This is a genomic window from Shewanella indica, from assembly GCF_002836975.1.
Lineage (GTDB): Bacteria > Pseudomonadota > Gammaproteobacteria > Enterobacterales > Shewanellaceae > Shewanella > Shewanella indica.
The window spans coordinates 246,383-259,356 of the sequence record NZ_NIJK01000029.1 but is presented as its reverse complement, the minus strand read 5'-3'; the positions used below and the strand labels follow the sequence as shown (position 1 = coordinate 259,356).

The window sequence follows — 12,974 nt, the reverse complement described above, 5'->3', positions numbered from 1 at the left end:
CTCAGTCCATAGGAACCGCTATGGCAGCAGAGCCGGCTATGCCACCGCAGGCCGCGCTTTGTGGCAGTTGCCACGGCCCTCAGGGACAGGGCGTAGAGCCATTGGGCCCAAGACTCGCCGGACTTTCCAGCCAATATATTCAACAACAGATCAAGCTGTTTCAGGCTGGAACCCGCCAAAACGCTACCATGATGCCCATGGCCATGACCCTGCAAGGGGATGAGGTTATCGGCCAGGTGGCGGATTACTTCGCGGCCCAGAGCGTCGCTGAAGTCAAACCCCAGCTCAGAGGTGAGCAGGTGGTATTTGCCGATCCGACCGAAAAACTGGTGTACCAGGGCGACTGGACCCGGAACCTACCCGCCTGTGTGACTTGTCATGGCCCTTCCGGCCTGGGTGGCGGCACTTTCCCCAGGCTTGCCGGTCAGCAAGCCAGTTATATCAAGACTCAACTGCAAGCCTGGCAGGATGGCAGCCGTAAAGGCGATGTCGATGGCATGATGGAGCATGTTGCCAAACAGCTCAACAGCGCCGAAATCGATGCTATTGCCAGCTATTTTGCCAACCTCAAGTAAGGACGCAGCATGAAAAAATCTACTCTGTTTATCATGGGTGCTGTGGCCGCAATGACAGCTCAGGCCCAGGCCGAGAATCTGCCCGATCGCCAGGCGCAACTGCCATCATCACCTAAGGTACAAGGGCAGGAATATCTGATCCCCAGACCGTTGGATGCGATTCCGGCCGGTGCCTTTGGTGATAAGGTGCGCAAGGGCTATCAGTTGTTCGTCAATACTCAGCAACTGCGCGACAAATACGTCGGCAATGAGTTGAACTGCGTCAATTGCCATATGGATGCCGGTCGTAAGCCCAACGCTTCTCCTATCTGGGGCGCTTATTTCGCTTATCCTGCCTATCGAAAGAAGAACGATAAGGTCAACAGCTTCGAAGAGCGTATTCAGGGCTGTTTTACCTATTCAATGAATGGCAAGGCGCCAGAGAGCGGCAGCCCTGAATTGGTGGCCCTGTCTGCCTATGCCTATTGGCTTGGGGTAGGTGGCTTGATGGATCAATACGGTGTCAAAGGCGAAGTGCCTGAACTGGCCGATGCCGAGCTTATCAAGGGCGGCAAACGGGAAGACTTCCCCATCCCTGAAGCCATTAAGCAGCAGTTGACGGTAGATCAACGCGCCAATCTGCCGGGCCGGGGTTATCCTTCAATACCCAAACCTGAATTGGCTTATGATCCGGCCCGCGGTGAGCAGGTTTATCAGGCCCATTGTCAGGCGTGTCATGGCGCCGATGGTCAGGGGCAAGCGATAGCCGGTGTGTATGCCTTGCCACCGCTTTGGGGACCGCAGAGTTTTAACTGGGGCGCCGGAATGCATAGGGTCAACACGGCTGCCTTCTTTATCCACGAGAATATGCCACTGGGCAAGAGTATGCAGCTGACCACTCAACAAGCTTGGGATGTAGCCGCCTATATCAACTCCCATGAACGTCCTCAGGATCCCCGCTTCAAAGGAAAGCTCGAGGAAACCCAAGGCAAGTATCACAAGCATGCCGGTTACTACGGTAAAGAGGTAAAGGGTACCTTGCTGGGCAAAGAGGCTTATCCCATTTTCCCCAAGAAGTCGTAAGGCAATAGCCTTAATCTATTCGGCGCGCCATAGTAGGCGCGCTTTTTTATTTGGTAGTACAGTGTTGGGAACTTGACTCTGTGGTTTTGGCCCGGGGGAGGTAATTGACTGACTGAAGCCATTAAAAAGTAAAAGGCCGATCTCAGGGGAGGACCGGCCTTGGATACTGATGGGCTCAAACGGAGATGAGCCCAGGTATCACGCTCTGCTCGGATGATCAGAGGTTGTTTTCCAGGTACTGGCGGATAGCTGTGTCGTTAAAGACACAGGCGTGGTTGCCGCCGAAACCGACTTCGAGAGCGAAAACGCCATCGCCGATACGCATATTCTTGGCTTCTTCGGCATTGTCGTTGATGTTCTTGATATGCAGAGTCTTGATCTGCGCAACAATCTCTTCCTTGGCATCCTGGTCGTTGGCGAGTTCTTTAAACGCGGATTTGACACGATCCAGTGCATAGGTGGGCACGTACATGATCTCTTTGGCGCTGTCGAAACTGTCCCAGTCAAAGGTTACGTCCAGGTCGGCATCCAGAATGCTCTTCATGTCCTGTTTGAACTCAACCACATACTGCTCTTCGATAGAGCGCTTCCATTGTTTTTCTTGTAAACCCATTATTTCCTTCTCTATAAGTTGAGGAGAGCGCGTACTGGCTACTCAAGCAACCGATTTACGCCCCCAAATCATATCCCTTGGTTTGTTTCCAAGGAGGTAAACCGGGGGCCAGTCTACCTATTTTGTGGCATGGGATCCATAGGGTTATAACTGAAAAATGCTTCCTTAAAATTAAATGAAAAACTCAGCTAATCAATGAGATTGGTTGTTGCTGTATGGTGACAGGCTCTTTGTTCGCGATCAGAAACACTCGTTGGCAACTCTCTAGCGCTGATGACAAATCCTCGCTGTGATAGGGGCGGAAAGTCCCTGGGTTACTATGCTTAGCGTTATACTGAGGCGGTGGTCGCTGCGCCTTATCACCGACTCCTGGGGTTGAAATTCGGCATTGGCTTAAGCAGGGGGCGCAGCAGATGTGGGTCGCAGTTTGCTCCATTATGATGGGGAGTCTTGGCTATTGGCTGCAGCAATATCGGGGGAAATGCTTACTCTTTGTCAGGGTGATTACTTTCTTTGGCTTGGCAGTTCAGCTTCTGTCTATTGGCAAGCAGTGTACCTTGGGGCAAGATGAAATAGGCCGTATGCCGTTTTACTGTGAAAGCCCAGATTACAGATCTGCCTGCTGTGTTGTGCTTCTTGCAAAGGACTATGACCATTTGCTGCGAACCACGCCTTGCATCCAGGCCCATAAGCCGACGCAGAGCACACATGGGACTTGTTCGCACCTTCTCTAATTAAGCTTGCCCGTTCAATCAGGATTACAAGGATTGTCATGACTCAGACTCACTATATTGCCCGTTGCCATTGTGGCGGGGTTCAGTTGGCGCTCACTTTTCCCGAAGGAGTGAACAATGTTCGCCGTTGTGATTGCTCCATGTGTCGCCGCCGTGGTGCGCCGGTAGCCTCTGTATCCTTGGCTAATCTCAAGCTGGTGAGCGGCGCAGAGCTCACCAGCTGTTATCAGTTCAATACCCATACCGCCAAACATTATTTCTGTAGTCGCTGCGGTATCTATACTCATCATCAAAGGCGCTCGAATCCACAGGAGTATGGCGTTAATCTGGGGTGCATTGACGAGTTGGATCCCTTTGCTTTCAAGGATGCTCCCGTGATGGACGGCATCAATCATCCTGCTGACAGGGAGGCTTCATGACCGAAAAGTCCGCCGCTCGTTGTCCTGTATGCCAACAAGCCAACCAATGCGCCATGGCGGCCGGGACAGATCCTGCGCTTTGCTGGTGCATGAAGGCCGACTTCAGTTACCTGGAACTGGCGCTGCGGGATATTCCCAAGCACAGTTGTATCTGTCGGCACTGCTTAATCAATATAAAGAAAAATGCCGCTCACCATGAGTGAGCGGCATTTTTACCGAGTCTATTTAATCCGCAGGATCAGCTGCGGTCATCACGACGACGGGGCTTACGATCCGGACGGCGCTCTCCTGAGTGCTTGCGAGGGCGACGAGCTGGACGCTGTTCACCTTCGAAGCTCTGGCTACCGGCTTCACGGATATTGATAGGCTTGCCGCATACCCGAACTTTCTTCAGGTGCGCCAGTACGTCTTTAGGCATACCGGCAGGCAGATCGACTGTAGTCAGAGAGTCAAACAGTTGGATCTGGCCTATGTAACGGCTGTCGATACTGGCTTCGTTGGCGATGGCACCTACGATATTGCCCACACCCACGCCGTGCTCACGACCCACATCCAGCACGTAACGGCACATCTGCAGATCCGGGTTATCCTTCAGGGATTCGGCCTTGCCGAGATCGCCGGGAACCGGACGAGAGTCGCGACGACGCGAACCGCGATCTTCCCGTGAGCCACGATCGTCGCGTGAGCTGCGATCATCACGGCTGTCACGCTGACGCTCCTGGATCGGAGGCAACTGCAGCGGACGCTCTTGCTGTACCTGTTGCAGCAGTGCGGCCGCCAGAATATCTGTGTCCACTTCCAACTGCTGACACAGCTGAGCCACAGCGCCTTTCATAAAGTCCAGCTCTTCGTTGGCTATGGTGGCAGCAACCTGTTCGCCAAGGCGAGACAGACGGCGCTCAGCCACAGTTTCAGGGCTTGGCACCTTCATCGGGGAAATACGACTGTTGGTGGCACGCTCAATGGTGCGCAGCATGCGCATCTCTCTGTGGGTCACAAACAGAATCGCCATCCCGGTACGACCGGCGCGGCCGGTACGACCGATACGGTGTACATAGGCTTCGGTATCGTAAGGGATGTCATAGTTGACCACGTGACCGATACGCTCAACGTCCAGACCACGGGCGGCAACGTCGGTGGCAATCAAAATGTCCAGCTTACCGGACTTGAGTTGATCCACGGCGCGCTCACGGGCCTGTTGGTTCATATCACCGTGCAGTGGTGATGAGGCGTAACCGCGGGCTTCCAGTTTCTCGGCCAGTTCCACACAAGAGTTACGGGTACGCACAAAAATGATGATACCTTCGGTGTTTTCCACTTCGAGCACACGTACCAGGGCTTCCAGCTTGTTGTGCTGGGACACCTGTACAAAGCGTTGCTCGATGGAGTCTACCGTGGTGTGGCTGGCGGCAATGCTGATGGTGGCAGGGTTGTTCAGGTGCTTGTTGGCAACCCGCTTGATCTGCTCAGGCATAGTGGCAGAGAACAGTGCCAGCTGACGCTCGGCCGGAGTATGATCCAAGATCCACTCGATATCGTCGATAAAGCCCATTTTCAGCATTTCATCGGCTTCATCAAGCACCAGAGCCTTGAGGCTGTCGAGCTTGAGGGTGCCACGGCGCATATGGTCCATGACCCGGCCTGGTGTACCAACGACTACCTGAGGACCGCGACGCAGCGCCTGCAGTTGTTGGTGCATGCTTTGACCGCCATAGATAGGCAGTACATGGAAACCTTTCATGAATTTGGCATAGCTGGAGAAAGCTTCAGCTACCTGTACCGCCAGTTCGCGGGTCGGTGCCAGCACCAGAATTTGCGGTGCGTTGAGGTTATGATCTGTTGCATTAAGCAGAGGCAGAGCGAAGGCACCGGTTTTACCTGTACCTGTCTGTGCCTGGCCGAGAATATCCTGGCCCGCCATCAGGGGGGCGATACTCGCGGCTTGAATTGGGGTCGGGTTCTCGTAGCCGAGCTCATCTAGAGCACGCAGCAACGCCTCGGAGAGGCCGAGTTCTCGGAAAGTTTTTTCACTGGATGACATGGGTTGTAGCCTTGTGGACGCGTCTGGATGACGCAGAAAGTTTCACAGACAGAAAATCAACCCCGTGTCGATTTCCCGCACCGAAAACGCCAGATTATAACAGCGAAATCTGCTATTTTCTACGATTAAAGGTATTTTTATGGCAAATTTAAAGCAAATAGTAGGCCAACTATCGGTTTTGTAACTGTTCCGATGGCAGTCGCAGCAGCAGATCGGCTGCTTCGGCCACGGCGCCGATAAAAGGATAATCCAGTCTGTCGGGCGTGTCATCACGGGTATGGTACTGGGCGTGGGCAGGGACACCGAAGTAGAGCCAGGGAAGCCCCGCCCGGTGGAAAGGGTAATGATCCGAGGCCCTGAGCCAGTCGCTGCGCTGCACGCTGCGGCCAATGGGGCGCGGATGACTGGGGCGAATGCACAACCCTGTGCCCGCCATCAGATAGGCGCTAAAGTCATCATAGTGGCGGAAATAGCGGCTGCCTTCGAGGTAGATGGCATAGGGAAGCCCGGGCCTGCCTATCATGTCCAGATTGACCGCCAGCGAGATGTGCTCGGCAAAACCGCTTTGCTGTAATGCGCTCACCAAGGCCTTGCTGCCATAGAGTCCCGGCTCTTCGGCGTCACTGGCAATAAACAGCAGGTTATAGCGACCGGGCGCTTGTTTGACTCTCTGGGCTATGGCCAGTAAGGCTGCCACACCAGAGGCATTGTCGTCGGCCCCCGGATAAAAGCCCGGGCCGCGATCGCCCAGGTGATCATAGTGGGCAATCAGCAGGCGCCACTCAGTGGTTGGCCGGGCTGCCGGCAGCCAGCCCTGCAGGTTGATGCCCTGAGCGTCAGCAAAGCCATCGACATAGTTGAATGAGTGTTGAAAGCCGCTCAGAGTCTCGGCCAGGGGCGGAAATACCGAAGATAGCGGTTGCAGGCCGATTTGTTCAAAGCGCTCTGTGAGATACACGCGGCTGAGCGCAGCGCCTTGGGTGCCGCTGCGCCGACCTTGCAGCCTGGGCGAGGCAAGTACTTCGACATCCTGTTGCAGCTGCTTTGTCTCGGCCCAGTTCAGTTGAATCTCAGCGCCGCAGCGTTCGGGCGAACTGCTGCAACCGGCAGCAAGCATAGGCAATATCAATAGGAGTGCCCACAGCGGCGGGTGAATAGAGAGTGCCCACAGCTGCGGGTGAATAGAGAGTGTCATCGGCATCCTGCCTCCGGCAAGGGTAATCAACTCAAGCTATGTTGCAGTTTATACCATTCCCCGAGACAGGTTTGCCTGCTTATTTCGCGGCTTGTGCCACGCCGCCCTGATAGCTAGGCGGTAGGGTATTGCCGCCGCGGCTGGCCGAAGGCGTATCTGCCTTTGTTCTGCCCTTGAGCTTGAATACCTCAATACCCGACACCAAATGACGCTTGGCGCCTATGGTGACCTGCGTCGCCGGGGGCAGGGCACTGGGTTCCACCAGCGCCGTGCGGCCATCGGGCAGGGCGACTGTGGTGCCGTCCGGGCCGGAATGCACCACCTCACCCAAATAGCGTTTGCAGTTGCCTACCAAGGGGTCAAAAGCCGCCAGCAATAAACCCGCCATAAAGATAACCAGGGCCAATAACAGTAGTCTGTTGCCTGTCACAGTCACCTCACAGCATAGGCTTCAGGAAGCGGGCGGTATGGGACTCTGGATGCTCGGCCACCTGCTCCGGGGTGCCGGCCACCAGAATGGTGCCGCCACCCGAGCCACCTTCCGGCCCCAGATCCACTATCCAGTCGGCTGTTTTTATCACATCCAGATTGTGTTCAATCACCACTATGGTGTTGCCCTGGGACTTGAGTCTGTGCAGTACATCCAGCAGCAGCTGGATATCGGCAAAGTGCAGCCCTGTGGTGGGTTCATCCAGAATATAGAGGGTCTTGCCGGTATCCCGCTTCGACAGCTCTTTAGCCAGTTTGACCCGCTGAGCCTCGCCGCCGGAAAGGGTTGTGGCGCTCTGGCCCAAACGTATATAAGACAGACCGACATCCATCAGGGTTTGCAGTTTACGGGCAATGGCCGGCACCGCATCGAAGAACACACGGGCTTCCTCGACCGTCATCTGCAGCACTTCGTGAATGTTCTTGCCCTTGTACTTCACTTCCAGCGTTTCACGGTTGTAGCGCTTGCCTTTACAGACATCGCAAGGTACGTACACATCCGGCAGGAAGTGCATCTCTACTTTAATAAGGCCGTCACCCTGACAGGCCTCACAGCGGCCGCCCTTGACGTTGAAGGAGAAACGCCCCGGCTGATAGCCGCGGGTACGGGATTCCTGAGTCGCCGAAAACAGTTCGCGGATCGGGGTAAATATGCCGGTATAGGTGGCCGGGTTGGAGCGCGGCGTGCGGCCTATGGGGCTCTGATCTATATCTACCACCTTGTCGCACAGTTCCATGCCCTCGATACGCTCATAGGGTGCAGGCTCTTCGGCGGTGGCGCCGTTGAGCATGCGATGGGCAATCTTGAAGAAGGTGTCGTTGATCAGGGTGGACTTACCCGAGCCGGATACCCCGGTGACACAGGTCAGCAGCCCGACCGGGATCTCCAGATCTACCTGTTTGAGGTTGTTGCCGCTGGCACCGAATAGCTTGATCATCTTGCCGGGATCGCAGGGCACCCGACCTCCGGCTACGGTGATCTTTTTCTTGCCGGACATATATTGGCCGGTGACAGAGGCTTCACAGGCCATGATGGCGTTGATGTCACCGTCACAGATCACTTCACCGCCATGAACCCCGGCGCCGGGGCCGATATCGATAATATGATCCGCCATGCGGATGGCATCTTCATCGTGTTCGACCACAATCACAGTGTTGCCCAAGTCCCGCAGGTGAGTGAGGGTGTTGAGCAGGCGCTCGTTGTCGCGCTGATGCAAACCAATCGAAGGCTCATCGAGTACATACATCACCCCGACCAGACCGGCGCCGATTTGGCTGGCCAGGCGGATCCGCTGCGCCTCGCCACCTGAGAGGGTTTCTGCCGAACGAGATAAACTCAGGTAGTTGAGGCCGACATTGACCAAAAAGCCCAGGCGATCGCCCACTTCCTTGAGGATCTTCTCGGCTATCTGCGCCTTTTGCCCCTCAAAGCTCAGGGTGGCGAAGTAGTCGCTGGCCTCACCAATGGACCAGGTGGTCAACTCCGGCAGGTTGATATTGCCGATAAACACGTTGCGGGCCTCTTCGCGCAGGCGTGAGCCGCCACAGCTGGAACAGGCCTGGTTGCTGATGTACTTGGCCAGCTCTTCGCGCACAGAGTTGGACTCTGTCTCCCGGTAGCGTCTGTCCATGTTGTTGAGGATGCCCTCGAACGGATGGTTGCGAACCACTACATCGCCGCGATCGTTGATATAACGGAAGGCGACATTCTCTTTGCCTGAGCCGTAGAGCACTATTTGCTTCACCTTGGCGGGGAGGTCGCCAAAGGGAGTTTCCACATCGAAGCCGTAATGCTCGGCCAGTGAGGTGAGCATCTGGAAATAGTAGAAGTTGCGTCTGTCCCAGCCACGAATGGCGCCGCCCGCCAGCGACAGCTCGTCGTTGGTGATCACCCGATCGGGATCGAAAAACTGCTGTACCCCGAGGCCGTCACAGGTCGGGCAGGCACCCGCGGGGTTGTTGAAGGAAAACAGCCTGGGTTCCAACTCGGCCATGGAGTAACCACAGTGAGGGCAGGCGAAGTTGGCGGAGAACAGCAACTCTTCATTGCTGCCTTCCTCCATGCAGGCCACAGTGGCCACGCCGCCGGACAGCTCCAGTGCGGTTTCGAAAGATTCCGCCAGCCGCTGCTGCAGATCCTCGCGCACCTTGAAGCGGTCAACCACCACATCGATATTGTGTTTTACATGCAGATCCAGCGCCGGTGGGTCGGAAAGATCGCACACCTCGCCATCGATACGGGCGCGAATATAGCCCTGGGCCGCCAGGTTCTCCAGTAATTTGACATGCTCACCCTTGCGGCCCTGCACTACGGGAGCCAACAGCATCAGGCGCTCGCCTTCGGGGCGTTCCAGCACCTTGTCTACCATCTGGCTGACGGTTTGTGCCGCCAGCGGCTGGCCGTGAACCGGACAACGGGGCTCGCCCACGCGGGCAAACAACAATCTGAGATAGTCGTAGATTTCGGTAATGGTTCCCACGGTAGAACGAGGGTTGTGGGAAGTGGACTTTTGTTCAATCGATATTGCCGGGCTCAGGCCTTCGATATGATCCACATCCGGTTTTTCCATCAGACTCAAAAATTGGCGGGCATAGGCCGACAGGGATTCCACATAGCGCCGCTGACCTTCGGCGTAGAGGGTATCGAAGGCGAGAGAAGATTTGCCCGAGCCAGATAAGCCTGTAATAACAATGAGTTTGTCTCGGGGAATGGTCAGATTGATGTTCTTGAGATTGTGGGTTCTGGCACCGCGGATGTCTATCTTGTCCATCAGTCTCTACTTTGGCTAATCACTGGAGAAAAAGAGCACAAGTATCACATATTTTGCCTTGTGCCGATAGCGGCGACGCATTTGTGCTACTGACACCATACTGTCAGTAGCAAGCCCTCAGCCGAGGGCTGAGGGCGACTTGGGTTTTTCTCTTTGAGCTGTTCAAAACCTTCGTGGTAACATGCGCTCCCTTAAAAAATTCTTAATCCAGGGCAAAAACTATGGCCAACGGTGGACTTTCCGGCACTGAAAGAAAAGTCGCGTTCTCATTAGCCAGTGTGTTTGGGCTGCGCATGATGGGCTTGTTTATGATCATGCCTGTCTTCGCGCTCTATGGACAAGATCTCAAAGGCTTCTCACCTCTGTGGGTGGGTATTGCCATCGGCGCCTATGGTCTGACTCAAGCGATACTGCAGATCCCCATGGGGATACTGTCAGACAGAATTGGCCGCAAGCCGGTGATCCTCGGCGGCCTGTTGGTGTTTGCTCTTGGCAGTGTTTTGGCTGCCATGTCCGACAGTATCTACGGCGTTGTCGCCGGCCGCGCCTTGCAGGGCATGGGCGCCATTGCCGCTGCCGTGCTGGCATTGGCGGCGGATCTTACCCGGGATGAACAACGCACCAAGGTGATGGCCATCATAGGTATGTGCATAGGTTTCTCCTTTGCTTTATCGCTGTTGGTGGGGCCTGTGGTGGCGCAGCATCTTGGGCTATCGGGCTTGTTTGCCCTGACGGCAGGCCTGGCGTTGCTGGGAATGCTGATAGTGCAGTTGTTGGTGCCAAACCCTGTGGCTCATGCGCCCAAGGGCGATACCATGGCGGAACCGGGCAAGCTGAAAAATATGCTTAAAGATCCGCAGCTATTTCGCCTCGATGCCGGTATTTTTATTCTGCATTTGGTGCTGACGGCGGTATTCGTGGCATTGCCGCTGGACTTGGTCGATGCCGGTCTTGTTAAAGAAAAGCACTGGATGCTGTACTTCCCGGCCTTTGTCGGCGCCTTCTTTTTGATGGTGCCGCTGATCATCATTGGCGTGAAGCGCAATAATACCAAGGGGATGTTTCAGTTTGCTTTGGTGATCATGCTGGCATCTTTGCTGGCGATGGCGCTGTTTTCCCATAGTCTTTGGGTGTTGGCGGTCGCCATAGTGGCCTTTTTTACCGGTTTTAATTACTTGGAAGCCTCACTGCCCAGCCTGATCGCCAAGTTTTGTCCCGTGGGGGCCAAAGGTTCGGCCATGGGTGTGTATTCTACCAGTCAGTTTCTCGGCGCCTTCTGTGGCGGTTTGCTCGGTGGTGGCGCCTATCAAATCATGGGCGCTGCCGGAGTGTTTAGTGTGGCAGTGGTGCTGCTGATTATCTGGCTGGCATTGACCCTGGGAATGAAAAATCCTGTGCTGCTCAAGAGTTACACTCTAGAGGCTCAAGTGAGTGGTCGAGAGCAGGCGCAGAAGATGGCCGCTGAGCTTTCTCAATTGCCGGGGGTTTCCGAGGCCATAGTGGTTTTGGAAGAAAAAGTCGCTTACCTCAAGGTGAACGATCAATTCGATTTAAGACGAGCCAGAGCTGTGTTAGGCTCTGTCAATTAAGCTAAGTTTAAGTGAAAATCGCAGGAGATTTCGATGGCCAGTCGTGGTGTTAATAAGGTAATTCTGGTGGGCAATCTGGGGCAGGACCCAGAGGTGCGCTACATGCCAAACGGCAACGCCGTAGCGAATATCACAGTGGCCACCAGTGAGTCATGGAAAGACCAGCAGGGCCAACAGCAAGAGCGCACCGAGTGGCACAGGGTTGTCATGTTCGGCAAGCTGGCTGAAATTGCCGGTGAGTACTTGCGCAAAGGCTCACAAGTGTATCTGGAAGGCAAGCTGCAGACCCGCAAGTGGAAAGATCAGAGCGGTCAGGATAAGTACACCACTGAAGTGGTTGTCGATATGGGCGGTACTATGCAGATGCTGGGTGGCCGTAACCAAAATCAAGGTGGTATGAGCCAGGGCGGCAACCAGGGCGGTATGAACCAAGGTGGTATGAACCAAAACCAAGGTGGTTACGGCGGTGGTCAGGCACAGTCTCAGTCCCAATACAATGCGCCACAGCAGTCCGGCGGCTATCAGCCCAAGCCTGCTCAGCAGCCACAGCAACAGTACAACGCGCCGCAGCAGCAAAGTTATGGTCAGCAGCAGAACTCAGGTTATGCGCCCAAGCCACAGCAGCCTGCGCCACAACAGGCGGCTCCACAGCAGCGTCCGGCACCACAGCCTCAGCCACAACAGCAGAACTACACGCCGGATCTGGATGACGGCTGGGATGATGATATCCCATTCTGAGGTCTATTGGAGATAGGCACTTGTGCTTGATACCAGAAAAAGCCACTGCAACTGCAGTGGCTTTTTGCTTGGCGCCTCTCGAGCTATAGTCGCGGCTCTTTTGGTGGTAATAGCTTGAAGCTCGAAAGCGGGCCATTGCTTGTTTGGCTCCGTCTCCTTGAACCTGACCAGGCCTTTAGCAATATTATCGGCGTCATGGACGCTTAACTGAGATGCTTTCCTGATTAGGTACAGATGCGCTTTTGGTCTCAAGTCAGTGCCCGCTATGCCTGATTCGCCAATAGCGGCAGGATATTTTTGGTAAAAATTGACAATCTTTACATTTGTGAGTGGCTTATCTGTCGTTTAGTGTTTGATGGTTTTTTAGGCGGTGGGTCAATTTGACTTGATGACGGTTATTCTGCTCCCCCGGTTGGCTACTGCAGGTAGTGTAAAGGTGTTACTGATGTAATACTTTGTTTTATCTGTTATATTCCTTCATTCAGTTATTTCCCCTTGTCTTAGTTGTCGGCTTTTTTAGCACTATCCTTTTCTCTTTCCCGTCGATTGAACCTCAGTTAATGGCTATTCATCCAGCCTTTTTTATTGCTGGGACAAAATTTACCTATGCATTTGGACAAAATGTCTTTTGGTGTGTTTTTTGTTCGTTTTGGTGTTATAAACCATTTTAAGCTTATTTTTTGAGTTTTAGTTCTGGATTGGTGTTGTTTTGTAGTTCAAGTTGTCATAGCTATCTCTTTGTGATCTT

11 protein-coding genes are annotated in these 12,974 nt (G+C 54.5%); 6 read left to right on the top strand and 5 right to left on the bottom strand.

The genetic code is table 11. The annotated features are described in order from the left end of the window. Window positions 1-20 precede the first annotated feature (20 nt). Together CX650_RS10160 and CX650_RS10155 are read left to right on the top strand one after the other, a co-directional pair. Window positions 21-575, top strand: a complete 555-nt coding sequence (locus CX650_RS10160) for a c-type cytochrome (protein WP_226685072.1) — start codon at window positions 21-23, stop codon at window positions 573-575. A gap of 9 nt (window positions 576-584) precedes the next feature. Next, window positions 585-1,637 carry a c-type cytochrome gene (locus CX650_RS10155; protein ID WP_039033531.1) on the top strand — a complete coding sequence of 351 codons (1,053 nt, stop codon included), beginning with the start codon at window positions 585-587 and terminating at the stop codon, window positions 1,635-1,637. Between the two features lie 217 nt (window positions 1,638-1,854). Here the strand turns inward: CX650_RS10155 and CX650_RS10150 are convergent, their stop codons facing one another. Then, window positions 1,855-2,250 carry a hypothetical protein gene (locus CX650_RS10150; protein ID WP_039033530.1) on the bottom strand — a complete coding sequence of 132 codons (396 nt, stop codon included), beginning with the start codon at window positions 2,248-2,250 and terminating at the stop codon, window positions 1,855-1,857. Between the two features lie 772 nt (window positions 2,251-3,022). Between CX650_RS10150 and CX650_RS10140 the strand changes: the two genes are divergently transcribed. Both CX650_RS10140 and CX650_RS10135 read left to right on the top strand, forming a co-directional pair. After that, window positions 3,023-3,403 carry a GFA family protein gene (locus CX650_RS10140; RefSeq protein WP_039033528.1) on the top strand — a complete coding sequence of 127 codons (381 nt, stop codon included), beginning with the start codon at window positions 3,023-3,025 and terminating at the stop codon, window positions 3,401-3,403. Next, a complete protein-coding gene (locus tag CX650_RS10135) occupies window positions 3,400-3,606 on the top strand; it encodes a cysteine-rich CWC family protein (RefSeq protein WP_039033527.1) in 207 nt (68 codons plus the stop codon). The genes CX650_RS10140 and CX650_RS10135 overlap by 4 nt, the downstream gene beginning before the upstream one ends. A 35-nt stretch (window positions 3,607-3,641) precedes the next feature. Here CX650_RS10135 and CX650_RS10130 read toward each other — a convergent pair whose 3' ends face one another. From CX650_RS10130 to uvrA, 4 genes are all read right to left on the bottom strand, one after another. Further along, window positions 3,642-5,444, bottom strand: a complete 1,803-nt coding sequence (locus CX650_RS10130) for a DEAD/DEAH box helicase (RefSeq protein ID WP_039033526.1) — start codon at window positions 5,442-5,444, stop codon at window positions 3,642-3,644. A gap of 169 nt (window positions 5,445-5,613) precedes the next feature. Next, complete coding sequence (locus CX650_RS10125) at window positions 5,614-6,645, bottom strand: M28 family peptidase (RefSeq protein WP_229799875.1); 1,032 nt, start codon at window positions 6,643-6,645, stop codon at window positions 5,614-5,616. Between the two features lie 73 nt (window positions 6,646-6,718). Beyond that, window positions 6,719-7,069 (bottom strand): hypothetical protein, encoded by a 351-nt coding sequence (locus CX650_RS10120; RefSeq protein WP_157823013.1) that lies wholly within the window; start codon window positions 7,067-7,069, stop codon window positions 6,719-6,721. A gap of 7 nt (window positions 7,070-7,076) precedes the next feature. After that, a complete protein-coding gene (gene uvrA, locus CX650_RS10115) occupies window positions 7,077-9,899 on the bottom strand; it encodes an excinuclease ABC subunit UvrA (RefSeq protein ID WP_101095723.1) in 2,823 nt (940 codons plus the stop codon). Window positions 9,900-10,120: 221 nt separating this feature from the next. Here uvrA and CX650_RS10110 point away from each other — a divergent pair, with 221 nt between their 5' ends. Together CX650_RS10110 and ssb are read left to right on the top strand one after the other, a co-directional pair. Further along, window positions 10,121-11,488 (top strand): MFS transporter, encoded by a 1,368-nt coding sequence (locus tag CX650_RS10110; RefSeq protein WP_101095722.1) that lies wholly within the window; start codon window positions 10,121-10,123, stop codon window positions 11,486-11,488. A gap of 33 nt (window positions 11,489-11,521) precedes the next feature. Continuing rightward, the gene (gene ssb / locus CX650_RS10105) at window positions 11,522-12,226 is read left to right on the top strand and encodes a single-stranded DNA-binding protein (RefSeq protein ID WP_101095721.1); all 705 of its coding nucleotides are present in this window, start codon (window positions 11,522-11,524) and stop codon (window positions 12,224-12,226) included. Window positions 12,227-12,974 lie beyond the last annotated feature (748 nt).

Excerpts from the sequence above, each read along its gene's own strand:
- CX650_RS10160 (WP_226685072.1), top strand. The coding sequence starts at position 21 with ATGGCAGCAGAGCCGGCTATGCCACCGCAGGCCGCGCTTTGTGGCAGT.
- CX650_RS10155 (WP_039033531.1), top strand. The coding sequence starts at position 585 with ATGAAAAAATCTACTCTGTTTATCATGGGTGCTGTGGCCGCAATGACA.
- CX650_RS10150 (WP_039033530.1), bottom strand. The coding sequence starts at position 2,250 with ATGGGTTTACAAGAAAAACAATGGAAGCGCTCTATCGAAGAGCAGTAT.
- CX650_RS10140 (WP_039033528.1), top strand. The coding sequence starts at position 3,023 with ATGACTCAGACTCACTATATTGCCCGTTGCCATTGTGGCGGGGTTCAG.
- CX650_RS10135 (WP_039033527.1), top strand. The coding sequence starts at position 3,400 with ATGACCGAAAAGTCCGCCGCTCGTTGTCCTGTATGCCAACAAGCCAAC.
- CX650_RS10130 (WP_039033526.1), bottom strand. The coding sequence starts at position 5,444 with ATGTCATCCAGTGAAAAAACTTTCCGAGAACTCGGCCTCTCCGAGGCG.
- CX650_RS10125 (WP_229799875.1), bottom strand. The coding sequence starts at position 6,645 with ATGCCGATGACACTCTCTATTCACCCGCAGCTGTGGGCACTCTCTATT.
- uvrA (WP_101095723.1), bottom strand. The coding sequence starts at position 9,899 with ATGGACAAGATAGACATCCGCGGTGCCAGAACCCACAATCTCAAGAAC.
- CX650_RS10110 (WP_101095722.1), top strand. The coding sequence starts at position 10,121 with ATGGCCAACGGTGGACTTTCCGGCACTGAAAGAAAAGTCGCGTTCTCA.
- ssb (WP_101095721.1), top strand. The coding sequence starts at position 11,522 with ATGGCCAGTCGTGGTGTTAATAAGGTAATTCTGGTGGGCAATCTGGGG.